This window comes from Pseudomonas sp. FP597 (genome assembly GCF_030687435.1).
Lineage (GTDB): Bacteria > Pseudomonadota > Gammaproteobacteria > Pseudomonadales > Pseudomonadaceae > Aquipseudomonas > Aquipseudomonas lactucae.
The window spans coordinates 72,032-93,371 of sequence record NZ_CP117432.1 but is presented as its reverse complement, the minus strand read 5'-3'; the positions used below and the strand labels follow the sequence as shown (position 1 = coordinate 93,371).

The window sequence follows — 21,340 nt, the reverse complement described above, 5'->3', positions numbered from 1 at the left end:
TCCGGGGTTTGTTTCAGTGCCCGCGTGCTATCAGCTGCGAGTGGCTTGGGCCGTCGGCAAGGCTTCCTTGCTGCGCCAGTGCGGCAGCGAGTTCCAGTAGCGCTCGCCCTTGGCATCGTCATACATGCCTTCCCAACGGGAGATCACCAGCACGGCCAGCGCGTTGCCGATCACGTTGAGGGCGGTACGCGCCATGTCCATGATGCGGTCGACACCGGCGATGAATGCCAGGCCTTCCAACGGGATGCCCACGCTGCCCAGGGTAGCCAGCAGCACCACGAAGGAAACGCCCGGCACACCGGCAATACCTTTGGAGGTGACCATCAGCGTCAATACCAGCATCAGTTGCTGGCCGATCGACAGATCGATGCCATACAGCTGGGCAATAAAGATCGCCGCAATGCTCTGGTACAGGGTCGAACCGTCGAGGTTGAACGAGTAACCGGTCGGTACCACGAAGCTGCAAATGGCCTTGGGCGCACCGTAGCTTTCCATCTTCTCGATCACGCGCGGCAGCACGGTTTCGGAGCTGGCGGTGGAGTAGGCCAGGACCAGCTCGTCCTTGAAGATGCGGATCAGCTTGAGGATCGAGAAGCCAAACAGCCGTGCGATCAGGCCCAGTACGACAAAAGCGAAGAACAAGATGGCGACGTAAACCAGGATCACCAGCTTGGCCAGCGGCAACAGCGAGGCAAAGCCGAAGTTGGCCACGGTCACCGCGATCAGCGCGAATACGCCGATCGGCGCGTATTTCATGATCATGTGGGTGACTTTGAACATGCTCTCGGACACGCCCTGGAACATAGTCACCAGCGGCTCGCGCAGTTCAGGCTTGAGGCTCGACAAGCCCAGGCCGAACAGCACCGAGAAGAAGATGATCGGCAGCATTTCGCCACGGGCCACGGCGGCGAAGATGTTCGACGGAATCAGGTTGAGGATGGTCTGGATGAACGCGTGTTCATGCTGAACCTCGGCAGCGGTGGCCTGGTACTTGGAAATGTCCACGGTGCCCAGGGTGCTCATGTCGATACCCGCGCCCGGGTGAAAGACGTTGGCCAACACCAGGCCGACCACAATGGCGATGGTCGTGACGATTTCGAAGTAAAGGATGGTTTTGACGCCGATGCGGCCGAGTTTTTTCGCGTCACCCACACCGGCAATACCGACGATCAGCGAGGAAATCACAATCGGGATCACGATCATCTTGATCAGGCGGATAAAGATATCGCCCGCCGGTTGCAGCACATTGCTGATCCACCAGGCCTTTTCAGCACTGAAATGGTTAAGCACTGCACCAATTGCAATCCCCAGCACCAAACCGATGAGGATCTGCCAGGCGAGGCTTAGCTTTGCCTTCTTCATGTCATTACCCTTACTTCAAGTGAACTTAAGGCAAATGCGCCAGCTGCAACGCTCGAGAGCGAAAAAGTGTGTGCATCGGCCTCCATGGAAGGTCACCGCAGCGTGGCCGAAATGGCTTACTGGCAGGCGAAAAAAGGCGCAACTATTCCGATGCCAGGGAGCGCCGTCTAATGCCGTAAACGCCTACCCCATGCCGAATCGGCATGAGTTTTTTTCATCATAACTGTCCGATCGGTCAGTTCAAATGCGACATTTTGCCCGGTGAATACGCCGTGAACCGGCCAATTCAGGCTCGCCCAGAGGTTCTGCACCTCTTTGCGGCATTGACGCAAACGCTAGGGAATTCGGCGGGCGCACAGCAGAAATGGCCGATAGAGGCGTAAAAACTTTCTCGATAGATGGTCACCCCGACATACCAAGTAATGGTTGGGTGCGAGCAAAAAAGGAATTGTGCGGCTAAGGGCGGAATAAGAGGGCGAGATCGAGAGTGACAAGCCCGCCGCAAGTTCAGCAAACCGTGGGCCTGTGAACTTGCGTCGCAGCTTTTCGCCTGACCCGGCCCTTGCGCAGGCACTCCCTGTGCCCGTAGGTCACGCCGATCCCAGTTGATCAGAGCAACCCGGCCCCCTGGTCATGCACCGCCCATGGCGAGCGGCGCAGACAGAAAGAAGCAAGCGTGCTTCTTTCTATGGATGATGGCCCCGTAGACGACAGACGCGTCAGACGGCACCTAGTACCAATTCGGATCTTTCTTCAGTTGCTCCATCAGCAACTTCTGCATGCCTTCATCCGGCTTACCGATAAACCGGTAATCGGCATGGCGCGTTGGCGATTTATCCTTCGGCAGTCCGGCCGGGACCTCTACCAACATCGCGTAGGCGTCTTCCTTGTCGAAGCTGAAGGCAACGATCAGGCGTTTGTTCAGGCACGTGTCTGCGGTTTCGCACAACGGCCCCACCAAATACTTGCCGCCATCTTCTTCCACGGCCGTCATTTGCTCGGCCGTACCCGACAGGTTCATCACCCACTCCGGCAGACGCTCTTCTTTCTTCACCACGTCTTGCCAGGTTTCGCGGTATTGCGGGTCCGCGCTGAGCAGTTCATTGGCTCGCGATTGGCCGTCATTGGCGGCCATCGCCAAGCCGCTGCCGCCTAATAGCAAGACGGCAGCAATGGCTTTGAGAGACAAAGTGGTCATATTCAGCCTCGGCCGCGACGACCAAAGAAGAACGAAGCAATGAACATCACCAGGAAGACGACAAACAGGATCTTGGCGATACCCGTAGCGGTGCCTGCGATACCACCGAAGCCCAGTACTGCAGCCACAATGGCGATGATCAGAAATGTGATTGCCCAACTCAACATGGTGATTCTCCTTATGCTTCTATAAAAGGTAACAGCGGTAGTGCAGTGCGGGCGCTCAACTCAAGCGGCCGCTTTCTTGCCTAGAACACCCAACGCTCTTGGGTGGGCAGCTGATCCAGGGTGGAATCCTGGTCAACGACTCTCAATTGCGGGGCGGTCACATCAGCAGAAACGCTACCGACGGCACGGCTGCCAATGGAACTGAAATGGGTTTGGGTCATCACCGGACGTTCGAACTGCGGGGCTTGCTGCTGACTCTGCTGCCAATGCTGAAACTGCTGGCCTGCAATCAGCGTCACCATAAGGGCAAGGCTGGCGAACAGACCTTGTTGCAAGCGCAGTGGCGATACACGCAATTGGCTGAGGCTTTGGCGAGTCATGCTGTTGTTCTCCCGCATTCTGATTATTCGTTCGTGATGCTCTTGGGAGAGGTATTGCAGAGCGCATGCCAGCTTTTTTTCAAAATAAAACACATGAAAATCAATAGGTTATCAAATTTCATTTAAGCCACACCCCAGCATCCTGCACGATGCCCCCCTGTGGGCCGTGCGAAATGCACGATGGCCAGCGGTCGGCTCAGGGGATCGAAAGCAAGGGAGACGTTGCCGAAGTGGCAAGACGGCATGAAAAAGCCATCATCCAGGCTTTGTAGGAAGAGATGCAGATAGCTGCACGATGTTGTTATTTATCAATCAGAATAAACCATGCAACTTGCCCGATTATTCCGGGACTAACCAAGATCACTCACCGTTAAGGAGCGCAGCACAGATGGAATCAGGCAAGGATCTTCAAGGCCGCATTCTTTTAGTGGATGACGAATCCGCGATCTTGCGCACCTTCCGTTACTGCCTGGAAGACGAAGGCTACACCGTCGCCACTGCCAACAGCGCCGCGCAGGCCGATACCTTGATGCAGCGCCAGGTGTTCGACCTGTGCTTCCTGGACCTGCGCCTGGGCGAGGACAATGGCTTGGATGTGTTGGCGCAAATGCGCATACAAGCGCCGTGGATGCGCGTGGTGATCGTCACCGCCCACTCCGCCGTCGACACCGCGGTGGACGCGATCCAGGCCGGGGCCGCCGACTACCTGGTCAAGCCCTGCAGCCCTGATCAATTGCGCCTGGCCACCGCCAAGCAATTGGAAGTACGCCAACTCTCCGCACGCCTGGAAGCACTGGAAGGCGCCGTGCGCCAGCCCAAGGACGGCCTCGACTCCCACAGCCCGGCGATGATGGTGGTGCTGGAAACCGCCCGCCAAGTGGCCGGCACCGACGCCAACATCCTGATCCTGGGCGAGTCCGGTACCGGTAAAGGTGAACTCGCCCGGGCGATTCATGGCTGGAGCAAGCGCTCCAAGAAATCCTGCGTGACTATCAACTGCCCGTCGCTGACCGCTGAGCTGATGGAAAGCGAGCTGTTCGGCCACAGCCGTGGCGCCTTTACCGGTGCCAGTGAAAGCACGTTGGGCCGCGTCAATCAGGCGGATGGCGGTACGCTGTTTCTCGACGAGATCGGCGATTTTCCCCTCACTCTGCAACCCAAGTTGCTGCGTTTCATCCAGGACAAGGAATACGAGCGCGTGGGCGATCCCGTCACCCGTCGCGCCGATGTGCGCATTCTCGCGGCCACCAACCTGAACCTCGAAGACATGGTGCGCGATGGCCGCTTCCGTGAGGATTTGCTCTACCGTCTCAACGTCATCACCTTGCACCTGCCGCCGTTGCGCGAACGCAGTGAAGACATCCTGACCCTGGCCGACCGTTTCCTGGCGCGCTTCGTCAAGGAATACGCCCGCCCGGCTCGCGGCTTCAGCGACCAAGCCCGCGAAGCGCTGCTCAACTACCGCTGGCCAGGCAATATCCGCGAGTTACGCAACGTGGTTGAGCGCGCCAGCATTATTTGCCCGCAGGAAAAGGTCGAAATCAGCCACCTCGGCATGGCCGAACAGCCGACCAACAATGCCCCGCGCATCGGCGCCGCGCTGAGCCTGGACGAGCTGGAAAAAGCCCATATCGGTGCCGTCCTGGCCACCAGCGACACACTGGACCAAGCGGCTCGTACCCTCGGCATTGACGCGTCGACCCTGTACCGCAAACGCAAACAGTACAACCTGTGAGCTGCACCTTATGAAGTTAGCGATGACACTGCGCACTCGGTTGTTCCTGAGCATCTCTGCGCTGATCACCGTCGCTCTGCTGGGATTGATCCTGGGCCTGGTCAGCGTCATGCAGATGGCCAAGACCCAGGAATCGCTGATTCGCAGCAATTTCGTCACCCTCGAACTGGGCCTGAAGCTGCGCCAAAGCCTGGGTGACCAATTGATTCTGATGCTTGAAGAGCGCCCCAACGCTCACGCATTCGAGGAATCCAAACAGCAGTATTTCGACTTGCTCAATCAGGGCATAGCCCATGAGCAGCAGGACGGCAGATCCAGTGGCTTCGCACGGGCTCGAATCGACTACCTGAACTTTCTCAAAGCCTATGACGAATCACAGCCCGCTTCACTGGTCAGCAGCAATAACGACAGACTCACCGAATCATTCAACGTACTGCGCAACGGCTTGATCGACGAACACAAGCGCGCACTGGAAACCATCAACCTCAGTGAGCGCAAGTCCCACGACCGAGCCTTATTGATCGCCGGGCTGATGGGGTTGGTGGGCCTGGCGGTGCTCATCATTGGCTTCGTCACCGCCCATGGCATCGCCCGGCGCTTCGGCGGCCCCATCGAAGCCTTGGCCAAGGCGGCGGACAGGATCGGGCAGGGCGATTTCGAGGTGACGCTGCCGATCTCGTCGGCGGCGGAAATGAACCAGTTGACCCGTCGTTTCGGCATCATGGCCGAAGCCTTGCGCCAGCATCAGGCAACCAATATCGACGAGCTGCTGGCCGGTCAGCAGCGCCTGCAGGCGGTACTCGACAGCATCGACGACGGGTTGTTGATGATTGATCGCCAGGGCCGCCTGGAGCACCTCAACCCGGTTGCACAACGCCAGTTAGGCTGGGACGAGGAACGTCTCGGCCAGGGCCTGGGCGAAGCCCTCGTACGCCCGGAACTGGATGAGCAACTGCAGCTGGTGCTGCGCGGCGGCAACCTGGAGCGCGCACCGGACGATCTGGAAGTGGAGGTCGAGGGCGAACTGCGGTTGCTGACATACAGCCTGACACCGGTGAGCCATACCCAAGGGCATATTCTGGGCGCGGTGATGGTGCTGCATGACGTGACCGAACAGCGAGCGTTCGAGCGGGTACGCAGCGAGTTTGTACTGCGCGCCTCCCATGAGCTGCGCACACCGGTAACCGGCATGCATATGGCCTTCGGACTGTTCCGTGAACGGGCGAAGTTTCCTGCCGAGTCTCGCGAGGCGGACCTGCTGGACACGGTCAACGAAGAAATGCAGCGCCTGATGCAGTTGATCAACGACTTGCTCAACTTCTCGCGCTACCAGAGCGGCCTACAGAAACTGACCCTGGGCCCGTGCGATGTCCCCGACCTGCTCGAACATGCACAGGCACGCTTTGTGGAGCCGGCCAAAGCGCAGAACATCGAACTGTTGGTGGAAGCCCAGGACGATCTGCCCCGACTGTACGCCGACCAGGCGCAGCTGGAGCGAGTGCTCGACAATTTGCTGGGCAATGCCTTGCGCCACACCGCAGACGGTGGGCAGATCCGGCTGCAGGCGCGCCGTCATGGCGAGCGTGTGATTATCAGCGTCGAGGACAACGGCGAAGGTATCGCCTATGGTCAGCAAGGTCGCATCTTTGAACCATTCGTCCAGGTCGGTCGCAAAAAAGGCGGCGCCGGCCTGGGGCTGGCCCTGTGCAAGGAGATCGTACAGTTGCACGGCGGCCGCATGGGTGTGTATTCGCGGCCGGGGCAAGGCACCCAGTTCTACATGGCATTGCCGTTGTAGGAACTCGGCTTTTGGGGGGCCTCTGTCCCCTGGCGCAAGCAGGTTTGCTCGCCACAGTTCAGTGCACGCAGGATCGCAGCCGTTTCAGCATCCGGCGCACCATCGAACAACGTTGGCCGGAAGCGCATCTGGAACGCGGCGATCACATGGCGCGTGGCAACATCCAGCTCGCCGGTCTGGGGTGTCGGGTAGCCCAGGTGGGCCAACTCTTCCTGAAACCAACTGGCACTAGGCGGCTCGGCGGCATATTGCGCCTGGAGACGTGTGACCGTCTGGGCATTCGGCCACACGCCGAGTCCTTCATCCGCCAGGCGCTTCCAGGGGAACAACGGACCCGGGTCCAGCTTGCGCAGCGGGGCGATATCGCTATGGCCGATGATGTTCCGGGGGTCGATGCCATTGCGCTTGCTGATGTCCTTGAGCAACACCACCAATGCTTTCACCTGCGCCTCGGAGTAGGGGTACCAGACCCGGCCGGTCGGCGTATCGCGGTAGCCAGGATTTACGATCTCTATACCGATAGAGCTGGAGTTGAGCCAGGTACGCCCCATCCACTCGCTCTCTCCGGCATGCCAGGCTCGCTGGCTTTCATCCACCAGCTTATAGATGGTCGCGCCAGCATCATCGCCGATCAGGTAATGGGCACTGACTTGGCCGTGCGTCAGCAGGGCCAGGGAGCGTTCAAGGTTGGTGGAGGTGTAGTGGACGACCACGAATTGCACGCGATTGTCGTGGTTCACCGAGGGATGGCTGGTGTCCAGGCGCGGGCCACTGGCGCAGCCGGCGAGCAGGAAACATACACATGCAAAATACAAGGATTTCATGGCGGGAGACGTTACGCTGAAGACGATAATGCAACAGTGTAACGTACCGTTTGTGGCCCGGCGGTCAAATTACAAAATGGAACATCTTTTACGCCGCCTGAACCTGGTTACGCCCGGCCGCCTTGGCTCGATACAACGCCTCGTCCGCTCGCTTGAGCGCCAGCTCACTGCGCTCACCCGACTGAAGCTGTGCCACGCCCATCGATACCGTGATCGTCACCGGCTCACCTTTGAAGTGGAACGGGCAAGCCTCTATCGCGTTGCGCAATACCTCACCCACCGCCAGCGCATCCGCCAAGGGTGAGTCAGGCATCAACAACACAAACTCTTCACCGCCAAAGCGCGCGATAAAGTCAGTCGGGCGCAGGCGCTTGCTCAGTACGTTGGCGATGATCTTCAGCACCTTGTCTCCGGCCAGATGACCGTAACCGTCGTTGATACGCTTGAAATGATCCAGGTCGAGCATCGCCAGCGACAGGCTGTTACCGCGCTGATGCCAGGCATTGACCTCTTGGTCGAGGCGCTCGCTCCAGGCGGCACGGTTGGGCAAACCGGTAAGCGGGTCGATCAAGGCTTTTTGGCGCTGTACTTCCAGGTGCTCGCGATAACCCTGAGCTTCCTGTTCCATATTGGCTACCCGTTCGGCCAGGCCTTTGAGACGAGCCGCCACCTCCTGCTCGCGCTGGTCACGTTGCTGCTGGTGCTCATCCATGGTGCCGAGCAAGCCCTCAAGGTGGCTTTCCAGTACCTGCTTGAGACCGTCCAGATCGGCCGCTTCCTGCACGCTGTTTTGCAGGCCATCGACTTGTTCACGAATCTGCGTGTCCAGTTCCCGCGCAGCGGAACGGCTGTCGGCATGCCCCTCACTGGCCACCTGCAAGTGGCCCTGGAATGCTTCAAGACGCTCGTTGAGCTGTTTGAGGTACGCCTCGAATTCGTGCTGGCCGCTGTCGGTGACCGCCAGCATCAACACCGCCAAGTCGTCGAGAATCGGTAGCAGCTCGTACCAGTTCAAGCCATGGGCCAGGCGCTCGCGCATGGCTTCGGCCTGGGGTCGATGACGCTCGGGCAGGGCCAGCTCTTCCAACAGCCCCATCAAAGTGTCTTCGATATGTTTGGCTACTGAGCTGTAGGACGGCTCCGGAGAATCCGGCAGGGAATAGGTACCGTCCGATTGCAACTCATCGGGGTCGCGCTCCTCGGTTTCCAGCACAGGGGGCAGCGAAAGGCTGCCGATTACCGTTTCATCCGGCGTTTCGACCGAAACCTCGGCTGTTTCGATAAAGGCGGCGAGGGCGCTTTCAGGGGTGGGCTCTTCGATCTGCGGCTCGGGCGCCTTGACCCCGACAACGACTACTGCTTCTTTCGCAGGCTCCACGGCTACGGCCGTCTGCACAGGCGGCTCGTACACAAACGTTTCGCTGGCGACCTCGGCAATCTTGACGGGCGCCGTGGGTTCAGGCTGTGGGGCAACCGATGCTTCGGCCTGGGGTCCGAAGGCCCGCAAGGCTTGGGTAAGCTCTTCGGATTGCTCGGGTTCCGGCGGCACAGCGGCAGGCTTGGGTGCAACGGGTTGCGGTGCCGGACCGGACGCCGGATCGCTTGCCGGCTCATGGGTGACGTCTTTTGTACCAAACAAGCGTTGTAACAAGCCCGGCCCGGTGCGTGCGGTTTCAGCGTCGGGCTCCAGGTTATTCAGCGCTTGCCCTTGCAGGCCGCTCAACTCGCTGAGTAACAGGGGGATTTCGCGCGCCTGACTGACGCGACCGTCCAACTGCTTGGCAAAGGTCTTCAGCGGGCGCGCCACCTCACGGGGCAGCGGCAGTTTTTGCAGTTGCGTGACCAGTGAGGTCAGGGCGGTGCTGATCTGGTCGATCCTGGTTTCGCGGCGCTGCTCCGAATCCAGCACGGCTTTTTCCAGGCGCGGCAGCAGGGCAGCCAGCGCAGCGTCCATGTCGTCGGTGCGGACGATGTCGCGCATTTCCTTCATGCACTGGTCAACCGCGCGGTCTGTGCCTTCAGCAGCCAGCGTGCTGCGCACCAACCCGCGACGCAGCAGGTCGAGGCGAGCGGCCCAGCGCCGTTCGAGCTTTTCTTGTTGCTCGATACTTAACAGGTATTTTTCTTTCCAGCGCTGGGCGTCGTCGCTCATGCAAGGGGTCCGCTGGTGCCTGGGTTCAACGCGGGCAATGCATCAACCGTAAGCGAACCCGGCAGACGAATCTCCACCGCGACCGGCAGGTGATCGGAGATGGGATGCGCAAGTACCTGCACACTTTCGAGAGTAAGGGTGGGGCTGAGCAGGATATGGTCCAGACAGCGTTGCGGGCGCCAGCTGGGAAACGTGGCTTCGACTTGCGGTGCCAGTAACCCAAGGTCACGCAACGGTGAGTTCTGCAGCAGATCGGTGGCGTGGGTGTTCATGTCCCCCATCAGCACCTGATGCTTGTAATTGCCAATCAGCTCACGCACGTACGCCAGTTGCAGGTTGCGTGTACGTCCCCCGAGTGCCAGGTGCATCATCACCACCACCAAGGCTTCCGGGCCCTCGCCAAAACGCACGAGAATTGCCCCGCGCCCCTTGGGGCCCGGCAACGGATGATCTTCGATGGCCGTCGGCTTCAGGCGACTGAGCACACCATTGCTGTGCTGCGCCAGGCGACCGAGGTTGCGATTGAGCTGTTGGTACCAGTAGGGAAAGGCACCCAACTGGGCCAGGTGTTCAACCTGGTTGATATAGCCGGAACGCATGCTGCCGCCATCGGCCTCCTGCAGGGCGACCAGGTCGAAGTCATTCAACAGGTCGCCAATCTTCTGCAGGTTGCTGGTACGCCCCTTGTGGGGCAGCACGTGCTGCCAGCCACGGGTGAGGTAGTGCCGATACTTCTCGGTACTGTTGCCCACCTGGATATTGAAGCTGAGCAGGCGCAGGCGACTGTCCGCCGGCAGGCCCGTGGATTCCAAGTGATGCTCATTGACCCGCGGTTCATGCAGGCCAACCCCACGTTCGGTGCCCCAGCGGCGCATAACGAGCCCCTTACTTGGCTGCGCGTTCTTTGGCGATCAGTTGGTCAGCCACATTGAGGGTCTGCTCAGGACCACCGGTGGTGCCCAGGTCGAAACGGTACTTGCCGTTGACGATCATGGTCGGTACGCCTTGCACGCCGTACTTCTGCGCCAGCTCCTTGGCCTGCTTGATCTGGCCCTGGATAGCGAAGGAGTTGAAGGTGGCCAGGAACTTGTCCTTGTCGACACCTTGAGTGGCAACAAAGTCAGCCATTTCGTCCGGTTTGGTCAGGCGTTTGCCTTGTTTCTGGATTGCGTCAAATACGGCGTTGTGGACCTTGTGCTCCACCCCCATGGCTTCCAGGGTCAGGAACAGTTGGCCGTGGGCATCCCATGGGCCGCCGAACATCGCGGGGATGCGCTTGAAGTTCACGTCTTTGGGCAGTTTTTCAACCCATGGGTTGATGGTCGGTTCAAACGCGTAGCAATGCGGGCAGCCGTACCAGAACAGCTCCACCACTTCGATCTTTCCCGGCACCGAGACTGGCACTGGGTTGGCCAATTCAACGTAGGTTTTACCGGCTTCAAGCGGCACGTCGGCAGCTTGTGCGGTCATGCCGAAAAGGCTGGCAGTGACGAGAGCGGCGCTGAGGATCAGATTACGCATGCTTTACTCCTGGACAAATAAGGTCGCCTCACGCGACCTTTAGGTGTGACAGGTCTACGCGGACATGAGTTCGTTAGTGTAACGGCACCGGCCACAAAAAAGGGCGGCCAAGGCCACCCTTTTTATGCTTGCATCGCGGGATTAATCGAGCGTTAACGTAGCACGCGCTTAGTGCAGACCCTGGATGTAACTGGAGACCGCTGCGATGTCTTCGTCGCTCAGCTTGCGCGCGATGGTGCGCATGGTCATCGCATCCCCATCGTTGGCGCGGCCGGCTTCTTCCTTGCGGAACTCGGTCAGCTGTTTGGCGATGTATGCAGCGTGCTGGCCACCCAGGTGCGGGAAGCCTGCTGCCGCATTGCCCGCGCCATTGGGCGAGTGGCAACCGGTACAGGCGGGAAGGCCCTTGTCCAGGTCACCGCCACGGAACAGCTTCTCTCCACGAGCAACAAGCTTGGGATCGGCAGCTCCCACGCTGCCTTTCTGGCTGGCAAAATACGCCGCGATATCCGCCAGGTCCTGATCGCTGAGGTTGGTCAGCAGGCCGGTCATTTCCAGCACCGTGCGCTTGCCGCTCTTGATATCCTGCATCTGCTTGGTCAGGTAACGCTCACCCTGGCCGGCCAGCTTGGGAAAGTTCGGCGCCGGGCTGTTGCCATCCGGTCCGTGGCAAGCACCACACACGGCGGCTTTCGCCTGGCCCGCTGTAGCGTCGCCTGCAGCATGGGCAACACCGGTGATGCCCAAGGTCAACAGCAGACTCACGATCAGTTTGTTCATCAGCTAATCCAACTACGGCTAAGGGTTTAAGAGTTATCTACCGGGTTTACTCACCATCAACCCAATGATGGCCTGGTAATCCTCAGTACTGCAGTCCATGCACAAACCACGCGGCGGCATTGCCTTGAAACCCTGCGGCGCGCGCAGCATCAGCGCGACCTAAGCAAACTCGGTTGTACAGCACTCCTGGATCCTGTGTAGCCTGAGCGCCAAAAAGCGGGATCAGGACACCAAAAGCGCACAACCATCAGGTCATACATCGACCTTTTCAGGGTTTGAGAGCGTTTTGCGTTCTAATGCGCAATAAAGGTCTATCGCTCTCGTGAACCTCATCCTTCGCTGGGACAAAGCACACACAAAATCTGCGGCATTATATACTGGCGCTACTGAAACGGAAACGACACCGCTTGCCGCACCCTTTCTCGGCACCGCCCACATCGGAAATCTCATGCAACTCAAGAATCCCATCCTCGGCCTGTGCCAACAGTCCACCTTCATGCTCAGCGCCGCCAAAGTGGACCAATGCCCCGATGACGAAGGCTTTGAAGTCGCCTTTGCCGGCCGTTCCAACGCCGGCAAGTCCAGCGCGCTGAACACCCTCACCCATGCGAGCCTGGCGCGCACCTCGAAAACCCCGGGCCGCACGCAACTGCTCAATTTCTTCAAGCTAGACGATGATCGGCGTCTGGTCGACCTGCCAGGCTACGGATATGCAAAAGTACCTATCCCGCTGAAGCTGCACTGGCAGCGTCACCTGGAGGCTTACCTGGGTGGCCGGGAGAGTTTGAAGGGTTTGATTCTGATGATGGACATCCGTCATCCAATGACCGACTTCGACCTGTTGATGCTCGATTGGGCGGTCGCCAGCGGCATGCCGATGCATATCCTGCTGACCAAGGCCGACAAGCTGACCTACGGCGCGGCCAAGAACACCCTGCTCAAAGTGCAGTCCGAAATCCGCAAAGGCTGGGGTGACGCGATCACTATCCAGTTGTTCTCGGCGCCCAAGCGCATGGGCCTGGAAGACGCTTACACCGTGCTGGCCGGCTGGATGGAATTGGCGGACAAGGGCGCGGAAATCGCGGAATAACTTTTCTGCAGGCAAAAAAAACCCCGGACTTCGTATGGGGAGGGGAAGTTCGGGGTTCAAGTTCCGGACCGCTAGGGCGGGGTCCAGATATCTGCCAACACTTAACACAACATAGGAGCATTGAAGGGCTTCACCACCCATTCAGTAACTCTGAGTGGCGGTTCACGGGTTAAGTTCCGGCAGCGTCGAAAAACTATTGGAAATAACTGACGGAAGTTTCCGACATAAAGCGCTCTGCCACCACGCCCGGTGGTGGCCCCACCCCCGAAATCAGTGCGCTTCGTCCCAGTTATCGCCCACGCCCACTTCCACCAGCAGCGGCACGTCCAACTGCGCTGCAGCGCTCATGTGTTCACGGACTTTCTCGCTGACTTCGGCAACCAGGTCTTCACGCACTTCGAGCACCAATTCGTCGTGCACCTGCAGGATCACCTTGGCGTCCAGGCCCGAGGCAGTCAGCCAGTTATCCACCCGTACCATGGCTTTCTTGATGATGTCGGCCGCCGTGCCCTGCATCGGCGCGTTGATCGCGGTACGTTCCGCCGCCGCGCGCTCTTGAGGCTTGTTGGAGTGGATGTCCGGCAAGTACAGCCGACGGCCGAAGAACGTCTCCACATAACCCTGATCGGAAGCCTGCGCGCGGGTACGCTCCATGTATTCACGAACCCCGGGGTAGCGGGCGAAGTACACATCGATATACGCCTTGGCGGTCTTGGTATCGACCCCAATGTCCTTGCCCAGCTTTTGCGCGCCCATGCCGTAGATCAGGCCGAAGTTGATCGCCTTGGCGCTGCGACGCTGATCGGACGTGACCTCGCCCAACTCAACCTTGAATACCTCGGCAGCCGTAGCCGTGTGCACATCCAGGTTATGGCGGAAGGCGTTCATCAACCCTTCGTCCTTGGACAGGTGCGCCATGATGCGCAACTCGATCTGCGAATAGTCCGCCGCCAGCAGCTTGTAGCCTTTGGGCGCAACAAACGCCTGGCGAATGCGCCGCCCTTCAGCTGTGCGCACCGGGATATTCTGCAGGTTCGGATCGCTCGAAGACAGACGACCGGTGGCCGCCACCGCCTGGTGGTAAGACGTGTGGATACGCCCGGTACGGGGGTTGATCTGCTCCGGCAGGCGGTCGGTGTAGGTGCTTTTGAGCTTGCTCATGCTGCGGTACTGCATCAGCACCTTGGGCAGCGGATAGTCATCTTCGGCCAGCTTGGCCAGCACGTCTTCAGCGGTGGACGCCTGCCCTTTACCGGTCTTCTTCAGCACCGGCATCCCCAGCTTCTCGTAGAGAATCGCCCCCAATTGCTTGGGGGATCCCAGGTTGAATGCTTCACCGGCGATTTCGAAGGCTTGACGCTCCAATTCCACCATTTTGTTGCCCAGCTCGATGCTCTGGACACCCAGCAACTGCGCATCCACCAACACCCCCTGACGCTCGATGCGCGCCAGCACCGGCACCAATGGCATCTCGATATCCGTCAGCACACTGGCCAGGCTCGGAATAGCAGCCAGTTGCGCATGCAGCTCCTGGTGCAAACGCAAGGTCACATCGGCATCTTCGGCCGCATACGGGCCGGCCTGTTCAAGCGCGATCTGGTCAAACGTAAGCTGCTTGGCGCCCTTACCGGCAATGTCCTGGAAACTGACCGTGTCGTAGTCCAGGTACTTCTTGGCCAGGCTGTCCATATCGTGACGGGTTGCGGTGGCATTGAGCACATAGGATTCGAGCATGGTATCGAACGCGATGCCTTGCACAGTGATGCCCTGCGCGGGGTCGCCATCGATGGCGCAGTTGGCCAGGATGTTCATGTCGAACTTGGCGTGCTGGCCGATCTTGAGTTTGGTCGGGTCTTCAAGCAATGGCTTCAACGCCCGCAGCACCGTGTCACGATCCAACTGGTCCGGCACGCCGATGTAGGCATGGGTCAGCGGGATGTAGGCCGCCTCATGGGGCTGGACGGCAAAGGAAACCCCGACCAATTGCGCCTGATGGGCGTCGATGCCGGTGGTTTCGGTGTCGAAGGCAAACAGCTTCGCGTCGTTGAGTTTCTTCAGCCAAAGGTCGAAGGTGGCCTGGTCGAGGATGGTGGTATAGATCGCCTCCACCGGTACGGATATCACCGCCTCGACCGACACGTCGACGACAGGCGCGACCTCGTTTGCCGTCTTGAGCTCAACCCGCTTGGTATCGCGCTGGATCTCGTCGTACCAGCTCTTGAACTCGAGCAGGGTGTACAACTCAAGCAGCTTTTCACGATCAGGCTCGATCAGGTGCAGGTCATCCAGGCCCACGTCCAGCGGCACGTCGATCTTGATCGTCGCCAACTGGTACGACAGGAAGGCCATCTCCTTGTGCTCCTCCAGCTTGGCCGGCAGCGTCTTGGCGCCGCGGATCGGCAGGGTCGGCACGATATCGAGCTGCTCATAAAGCTCTTTGAGTCCGCCATTCACCCCCACCAGCAAGCCGGAAGCCGTCTTCGGCCCAATGCCCGGAACACCTGGAATGTTGTCGGACGAATCGCCCATCAGCGCCAGATAGTCGATGATCTGCTCCGGAGCGACGCCAAATTTCTCCTTTACGCCGTCCACGTCCATGGCGCTACCGGTCATGGTGTTGACCAAGGTAATGTGCCCGTCGACCAGTTGCGCCATGTCCTTGTCGCCGGTGGAAATCACCACCGGACGGTCGGCGGCCGCGCTGCTGCGGGCCAGGGTGCCGATCACGTCATCGGCCTCGACGCCTTCGACGCACAGCAACGGAAAGCCCAGGGCGATTACGCTCTGGTGCAGGGGTTCGATCTGCAGGCGCATGTCATCAGGCATGCTCGGGCGGTTGGCCTTGTATTCGGCGTACATGTCGTCGCGAAAGGTCCCACCCTTGGCGTCGAACACCACCGCGAAAGGACTGTCCGGGTACTGCTTGCGCAGGCTCTTGAGCATGTTCAACACGCCCTTGACCGCACCGGTCGGCAGGCCTTTGGAAGTGGTCAACGGTGGCAACGCGTGGAAGGCGCGGTACAGGTAAGAAGAACCGTCCACCAGGACGAGGGGCGCTTGGCTCATGAGCAGGATCAACCTTTTCGGCGGGTCTGGCGCTAGAATAGCCGGACCAATGAAAACAAAGGGACAAGGTTATCATGCGTACATTCAATCGCCTGCTGTTGACTGGCTTGATTGCACTCGCTCCGATGGCTGCCATGGCGGCAGACGATGCCCCTTCGGGCGATCCGGAAGTAACCATTCGCACGGAAGGCGACAAGACCATCCAGGAATACCGCCAAAACGGCTTCCTGTACGCCATCAAGGTCATCCCGAAGGGGGCTCCACCGTACTTCCTGGTGCGCGCGGACGGAACCGACGCGAACTTCATCCGCTCTGACCAGCCGGATATGCTGATCCCGTCATGGAAGATCTTCGAATGGAAATGATTTCTTAACTTCAATTGGCGCCGTGCAGCACGGTGCCCGTACTGGCAGTTTTAACCATGTCTGTGTTCACCCCCCTGGCTCGGCCCGAGCTGGAAACCTTTCTCGCCCCATACGGGCTAGGCCGCCTGCTTGATTTCCAGGGGATTGCCGCTGGTAGCGAAAACACCAATTTCTTTATCAGCCTGGAACAGGGCGAGTACGTCCTGACCCTGGTTGAACGCGGCCCGGTGGCGGAAATGCCATTTTTCATCGAACTGCTCGACGTGCTCCACGCCGCCGACCTGCCGGTGCCCTACGCCCTGCGCACCACCGATGGTGTGGCCTTGCGCGAGCTGGCCGGCAAACCGGCACTGCTGCAACCACGCCTGGCTGGCAAGCACATCAAGGAGGCCAATGCGCAACATTGCACCCAGGTGGGCGACCTGCTGGGCCATCTGCACTTGGCGACGCAAGGCAATAAAGTACTGGAACGCAAGACTGATCGCGGCTTGGACTGGATGCTCAGCGAAGGTGTGCAGCTGATTTCGCACTTGAGCGAGGCACAACAAAGCCTGCTGCACGCTGCATTGACTGAAATTGAAGCTCACAAGGCCGAAATTCTCGCCCTGCCGCGCGCCAATGTGCATGCCGACCTGTTCCGCGACAACGCCATGTTCGAAGGCACGCACCTGACGGGCTTGATCGACTTCTACAACGCCTGCTCCGGGCCGATGCTGTACGACGTGGCCATCGCCCTGAATGACTGGTGCTCGGACGCCGATGGCATGATCGACGGGCAGCGCGCCCGTGCCTTGCTGGGGGCGTATGCCGGGCTGCGGCCGTTTACAGCGAAGGAAGCGGAACTGTGGCCGACCATGCTGCGCGTGGCATGCGTGCGATTCTGGCTGTCACGCCTGATCGCCGCTGAATCGTTTGCCGGACAGGATGTGTTGATTCACGACCCGGCGGAGTTCGAGCACCGCCTGGCTCAACGCCAGCAGGTTACGATCCAGCTGCCTTTCGCGCTCTGATCTTCGTTAAACCTTACAACGACTCCAGGCACCCGGCCAAGTCGTTCCCCAGTTTATCCAGCACCTGCTCATAGCCTTGAGCAGTGGCCGGTGTATAACCGCCCAACGCATCCAACTCTGCCAATTTCACCGGCAATCCCGCCACTAGCGTCTCGGCCAGACGCGGGCGCAGCGGCGGCTCACTGAACACGCAAGTCTTGCCCACTTCCTGCAAACGCGCGCGCATCGCAGCTACGTGCTGCGCGCCCGGCTGCACTTCGGCAGCGACACTGAATACGCCGGCATGCTTCAAGCCGTAAGCGTCTTCGAAGTAATCAAAGGCTTCGTGGAACACAAAGTAAGGTTTGCCATCGACGGAGGCCAGACGCTTTTTCAGCCGCGCATCCAACGCATCCAGGCGCCCTGCAAAGGCCTTCGCATTGCTCTGATAACGCTCGGCGTTCGCCGGATCAGCCTGACTGAGGTCCGCCGCCATGCGCGCCGCGATCACCCGCGCATTCACCGTGGACAGCCACAAATGGGCATCGACGCTGCCTGGACGGTGATCATGGTCGTGTTCGTCGGCATCATCGGCGTGGGAATGGCTATCTTCGCCGAAACGACGCAATTTCATGCCCGGCAGGTCCTGCACCGCAACCGTCGGCGCCGTACGACCTGCCAGTACGCGCGGCAGGAAGGTCTCCATATCCGGCCCGATCCAATACAGCAGTTCCACCGACTGCACGCGCCGTACGTCGGATGGACGCAGCGCGAAGTTATGCGGCGACGCACCCGGCGGCAATAACACCTCCGGCACCGCCACACCGTCCTGCACCGCAGCGGCAATCAACTGCAAAGGCTTGATGCTGGTCAACACCTTGACCTCGGCCTGAGCCAGGCCTGCGACGAACAAACTGGTGACAAATACGACAAAAACGGGAAAAAGTCGGGACACGATGACCACTCAATGGCGTAAGAACGGGTAACATAATAACGTCTCTATCAAATATCTGTCGCCGCTCATGCCTATAACACCGCTTGCCAGCCGTCCCCACGACCACTCTCACTGCGTGCACACTGCGCTGTCGGAAGCCGACACCCTGTGCACACAGAAGGGTTTGCGCCTGACCGCCTTGCGCCGCCGCGTGCTGGAACTGGTGTGGCAGAGCCACAAGCCGCTTGGCGCCTACGACATCCTGGGTGTGCTCAGCGAGCAGGACGGCCGCCGCGCCGCGCCGCCCACCGTGTACCGCGCGCTGGACTTCCTGCTGGAAAACGGCTTGGTGCATCGCATCGCCTCACTCAACGCCTTTGTCGGCTGCAACCACCCGGAACATGCGCATCAGGGCCAGTTCCTGATCTGCCGCGAGTGCCACGCCGCCATCGAACTTGAACAAAAAAGCATCAGCGACGCCATTATCAAGAGTTCTGCCGATGTGGGCTTCAAGGTCGAAGGGCAGACCGTCGAAGTGGTCGGCCTGTGCTCCGGATGCCAGGGGGCTTGATGAGCAACGCGTTAATCCGCCTGGAGCAGGTTGGCGTCACGTTCGCAGGGCAAAACGTGCTGGATAACATTGCGCTGAGCGTGGAACCGGGGCAGATCGTCACGCTGATCGGCCCCAATGGAGCCGGCAAAACCACCTTGGTGCGTGCCGTGCTCGGCCTGCTCAAGCCCGACAGCGGCAGCGTGTGGCGCAAACCCAGGTTGCGCGTCGGCTATATGCCGCAGAAACTGCACGTCGACCCGACCCTGCCGCTGTCTGTGCTGCGCTTCCTGCGGCTAGTGCCAGGTGTGGATCGCGCCCGTGCGCAGGCCGCGCTCAAGGAAGTCGGCGCCGAGCAGGTGATCGATAGTCCGGTGCAAAGCATCTCCGGCGGTGAAATGCAGCGCGTGCTGCTGGCCCGTGCCCTGTTGCGCGAGCCAGAACTGCTGGTACTCGATGAACCCGTGCAGGGCGTCGACGTCGCAGGCCAGGCCGAGCTGTACAGCCTCATCACCCGCCTGCGCGACCGCCATGGCTGCGGCGTGCTGATGGTCTCCCATGATTTGCACCTGGTGATGAGCACCACCGACCAGGTGGTATGCCTCAACCGCCACGTGTGCTGTTCCGGCCACCCGGAACAGGTCAGCGGCGACCCGGCGTTCGTCGAGTTGTTCGGCAAGAACGCCCAGAGCCTGGCGATCTACCACCACCGTCACGACCACGCCCATGACCTGCATGGCGCAGTCGTGGACGATAGCGCGACGCCCCACACCCACGCTCATGGAGATGGCTGCAAGCATGGCTGATTTTCTGCTCTACGCCCTGCTGGCCGGCTTGGCTTTGGCGTTGGTGGCGGGCCCATTGGGCTCGTTCGTCGTCTGGCGACGCATGGCCTATTTTGGCGACACCTTGTCCCACGCCGCGCTACTGGGCGTGGCCATGGGCTTTTTGCTGGACGTGAGCCCGACCATCGCCGTGACCGTGGGCTGCCTGCTGCTGGCGGTGCTGCTGGTGACCTTGCAACAGCGTCAGCCGCTGGCCTCGGACACATTGCTCGGCATTCTGGCGCCGAGCACCTTGTCCCTGGGCCTGGTGGTGCTGAGCTTCATGCATGAAGTGCGCATCGACCTGATGGCCTACCTGTTCGGCGACCTGCTGGCGATCAGCCCTACCGATCTGGCATGGATTCTCGGCGGCAGCGCCGCAGTGCTAGTGCTGCTGGTGGTGCTGTGGCGGCCCTTGCTGGCAATCACGGTGCATGAAGAGCTGGCCAAGGTCGAAGGCTTGCCCGTATCGGGCCTGCGCATGGCCCTGATGTTGCTCATCGCCGTGGTGATCGCTGTCGCGATGAAGATTGTCGGCGTATTGTTGATCACATCGCTGTTGATCATTCCCGCCGCCGCCGCCCAGCGCCACGCCCGTTCACCGGAGCAGATGGCGATCGGCGCCAGCCTGCTGGGGATGCTCGCCGTGTGTGGCGGCCTGGCACTGTCGTGGTTCAAGGACACGCCGGCCGGGCCATCGATTGTGGTCGCAGCCGCCGCCCTGTTTCTGCTGAGTTTTGTTCTGCCCCGTCGAGGGGTGTAGACTTGCTCGCTTTTTGCGCAAATAGAGAGTCGCAGGAATGAAGCCGTTCACCTCCCGTTATCTGCTCCTTGCCGCATTTTCCTTGCTGCTGGGCGCCTGTCAAAGCACACCGCCCGCCGCCCCCGAGGCCAAGGACCCACGTGCTGCGGCCATCGCGCAGCTGGAGCAAAACCTGGCCAGCAGCGAGCTGGCTACCGCCGAAGACCAGCTGGCGACATTGCAGGCCCAGTCGCCCAACGACCCGACACTGGAGTCCTACCAGCGCCAATTGGCCGAAGCCTACCTGCAGCGCAGTCAGATCGTGCTGCAAAAGGGCGACGTCAACGCCGCCGCCACCGCCCTGAGCCGCGCCCGCGCCTTGATGCCCAAGGCACCGGCGCTGACCGGCGGCGTCAACAGCGCCATCACCCATGCACGCAAGGTCGAGCTGGATAAAGCCGAGGAAGCCCTCAAAGCCGCCGAAGCCAAGCCGGCCGCCAAAGTTATTGACCCGGCGGCGCCCAGCACTACCGTGGCGTTGAACCTCACCGATATCGAAGAGCTTCGTCATCAACTGGATGCGATCGCCACCGATGTGGTGAATTACCAGTGCGATGTGAGCATCCAGGCGCCACGCACCGAGGATTACCCGTGGCTGGCCACGTTGCTGACCAAACGGGTGAAACGCATTGATTCGGGGTATGACTTGAAGATTCACCGGCAGATTCTGAAGAAGATCCCGGCGCAGATCGTGCTGATCCCGCGCAAGGCGGACTAAAGCATCGGGAGCAAGTCGAATCGTCGCACCGCCCCTCCCACGTTTTGAACGGTGAACACATTCAAAATGTGGGAGAGGGCTTGCT

The 21,340-nt window shown here is 60.1% G+C and carries 20 protein-coding genes and 1 pseudogene; 9 read left to right on the top strand and 12 right to left on the bottom strand.

Going from position 1 to position 21,340, the window contains the following annotated elements:
* Positions 1-30 precede the first annotated feature (30 nt).
* From gltP to PSH66_RS00440, 4 genes are all read right to left on the bottom strand, one after another.
* Positions 31-1,362: a glutamate/aspartate:proton symporter GltP gene (gltP, locus tag PSH66_RS00455; RefSeq protein WP_305428165.1), complete on the bottom strand. Its 1,332-nt coding sequence runs from the start codon at positions 1,360-1,362 to the stop codon at positions 31-33.
* 730 nt (positions 1,363-2,092) lie between these two features.
* Positions 2,093-2,560 carry an inhibitor of vertebrate lysozyme family protein gene (locus PSH66_RS00450; RefSeq protein ID WP_305428164.1) on the bottom strand — a complete coding sequence of 156 codons (468 nt, stop codon included), beginning with the start codon at positions 2,558-2,560 and terminating at the stop codon, positions 2,093-2,095.
* A gap of 2 nt (positions 2,561-2,562) precedes the next feature.
* A complete protein-coding gene (locus tag PSH66_RS00445) occupies positions 2,563-2,727 on the bottom strand; it encodes a DUF1328 domain-containing protein (RefSeq protein WP_003170804.1) in 165 nt (54 codons plus the stop codon).
* Positions 2,728-2,807: 80 nt separating this feature from the next.
* On the bottom strand, positions 2,808-3,107 hold the full coding sequence (locus tag PSH66_RS00440) for a hypothetical protein (protein WP_003170799.1): 300 nt from the start codon (positions 3,105-3,107) through the stop codon (positions 2,808-2,810).
* 388 nt (positions 3,108-3,495) lie between these two features.
* Between PSH66_RS00440 and algB the strand changes: the two genes are divergently transcribed.
* Both algB and PSH66_RS00430 read left to right on the top strand, forming a co-directional pair.
* Positions 3,496-4,842 carry a sigma-54-dependent response regulator transcription factor AlgB gene (algB, locus tag PSH66_RS00435; protein WP_078826724.1) on the top strand — a complete coding sequence of 449 codons (1,347 nt, stop codon included), beginning with the start codon at positions 3,496-3,498 and terminating at the stop codon, positions 4,840-4,842.
* 10 nt (positions 4,843-4,852) lie between these two features.
* Positions 4,853-6,640, top strand: a complete 1,788-nt coding sequence (locus PSH66_RS00430) for an ATP-binding protein (RefSeq protein WP_003170797.1) — start codon at positions 4,853-4,855, stop codon at positions 6,638-6,640.
* Here the strand turns inward: PSH66_RS00430 and PSH66_RS00425 are convergent.
* The 6 genes and pseudogenes from PSH66_RS00425 to PSH66_RS00400 form a co-directional block, all read right to left on the bottom strand.
* Complete coding sequence (locus tag PSH66_RS00425) at positions 6,619-7,464, bottom strand: N-acetylmuramoyl-L-alanine amidase (RefSeq protein WP_003170796.1); 846 nt, start codon at positions 7,462-7,464, stop codon at positions 6,619-6,621. The two genes, PSH66_RS00430 and PSH66_RS00425, sit on opposite strands and share 22 nt — an antisense overlap.
* 88 nt (positions 7,465-7,552) lie before the next feature.
* Entirely contained in the window at positions 7,553-9,616 is a 2,064-nt protein-coding gene (locus PSH66_RS00420) for a GGDEF domain-containing protein (RefSeq protein WP_141062756.1), read from the bottom strand.
* On the bottom strand, positions 9,613-10,491 hold the full coding sequence (locus tag PSH66_RS00415) for an endonuclease/exonuclease/phosphatase family protein (protein WP_003170793.1): 879 nt from the start codon (positions 10,489-10,491) through the stop codon (positions 9,613-9,615). Before PSH66_RS00415 ends, PSH66_RS00420 begins: the two co-directional genes overlap by 4 nt.
* 10 nt (positions 10,492-10,501) lie before the next feature.
* Positions 10,502-11,137 (bottom strand): thiol:disulfide interchange protein DsbA, encoded by a 636-nt coding sequence (gene dsbA, locus PSH66_RS00410; RefSeq protein WP_078826720.1) that lies wholly within the window; start codon positions 11,135-11,137, stop codon positions 10,502-10,504.
* A 168-nt stretch (positions 11,138-11,305) separates the two neighbouring features.
* Positions 11,306-11,917, bottom strand: a complete 612-nt coding sequence (locus PSH66_RS00405) for a cytochrome c4 (protein WP_003170791.1) — start codon at positions 11,915-11,917, stop codon at positions 11,306-11,308.
* Positions 11,918-11,950: 33 nt separating this feature from the next.
* A pseudogene (locus tag PSH66_RS00400) lies at positions 11,951-12,161 on the bottom strand (cytochrome).
* Between the two features lie 204 nt (positions 12,162-12,365).
* Between PSH66_RS00400 and yihA the strand changes: the two are divergent.
* The gene (gene yihA, locus PSH66_RS00395; protein ID WP_042943980.1) at positions 12,366-13,007 is read left to right on the top strand and encodes a ribosome biogenesis GTP-binding protein YihA/YsxC; all 642 of its coding nucleotides are present in this window, start codon (positions 12,366-12,368) and stop codon (positions 13,005-13,007) included.
* Between the two features lie 270 nt (positions 13,008-13,277).
* Here yihA and polA read toward each other — a convergent pair whose 3' ends face one another.
* Complete coding sequence (gene polA, locus PSH66_RS00390) at positions 13,278-16,073, bottom strand: DNA polymerase I (protein WP_305428163.1); 2,796 nt, start codon at positions 16,071-16,073, stop codon at positions 13,278-13,280.
* A gap of 74 nt (positions 16,074-16,147) precedes the next feature.
* Here polA and PSH66_RS00385 point away from each other — a divergent pair, with 74 nt between their 5' ends.
* Together PSH66_RS00385 and PSH66_RS00380 are read left to right on the top strand one after the other, a co-directional pair.
* On the top strand, positions 16,148-16,438 hold the full coding sequence (locus PSH66_RS00385) for a DUF2782 domain-containing protein (RefSeq protein ID WP_003170786.1): 291 nt from the start codon (positions 16,148-16,150) through the stop codon (positions 16,436-16,438).
* 56 nt (positions 16,439-16,494) lie between these two features.
* Complete coding sequence (locus tag PSH66_RS00380) at positions 16,495-17,448, top strand: homoserine kinase (RefSeq protein ID WP_003170785.1); 954 nt, start codon at positions 16,495-16,497, stop codon at positions 17,446-17,448.
* Between the two features lie 13 nt (positions 17,449-17,461).
* On the opposite strand, the gene PSH66_RS00375 is transcribed toward PSH66_RS00380, so the two are convergent.
* Positions 17,462-18,391: a zinc ABC transporter substrate-binding protein gene (locus PSH66_RS00375; protein WP_003170784.1), complete on the bottom strand. Its 930-nt coding sequence runs from the start codon at positions 18,389-18,391 to the stop codon at positions 17,462-17,464.
* A 58-nt stretch (positions 18,392-18,449) separates the two neighbouring features.
* On the opposite strand from PSH66_RS00375, the gene PSH66_RS00370 reads away from it, so the two are divergent.
* From PSH66_RS00370 to PSH66_RS00355, 4 genes are read left to right on the top strand one after another with little or no spacing between them, the layout of a single operon-like run.
* A complete protein-coding gene (locus PSH66_RS00370; RefSeq protein ID WP_003170783.1) occupies positions 18,450-18,932 on the top strand; it encodes a Fur family transcriptional regulator in 483 nt (160 codons plus the stop codon).
* Positions 18,932-19,717, top strand: a complete 786-nt coding sequence (gene znuC, locus PSH66_RS00365) for a zinc ABC transporter ATP-binding protein ZnuC (protein ID WP_305428162.1) — start codon at positions 18,932-18,934, stop codon at positions 19,715-19,717. The genes PSH66_RS00370 and znuC overlap by 1 nt, the downstream gene beginning before the upstream one ends.
* The gene (gene znuB, locus PSH66_RS00360; protein ID WP_003170780.1) at positions 19,710-20,498 is read left to right on the top strand and encodes a zinc ABC transporter permease subunit ZnuB; all 789 of its coding nucleotides are present in this window, start codon (positions 19,710-19,712) and stop codon (positions 20,496-20,498) included. Before znuC ends, znuB begins: the two co-directional genes overlap by 8 nt.
* A 37-nt stretch (positions 20,499-20,535) precedes the next feature.
* Positions 20,536-21,255 carry a PA5502 family lipoprotein gene (locus tag PSH66_RS00355; protein ID WP_141062758.1) on the top strand — a complete coding sequence of 240 codons (720 nt, stop codon included), beginning with the start codon at positions 20,536-20,538 and terminating at the stop codon, positions 21,253-21,255.
* The last annotated feature ends 85 nt before the right edge of the window (positions 21,256-21,340 follow it).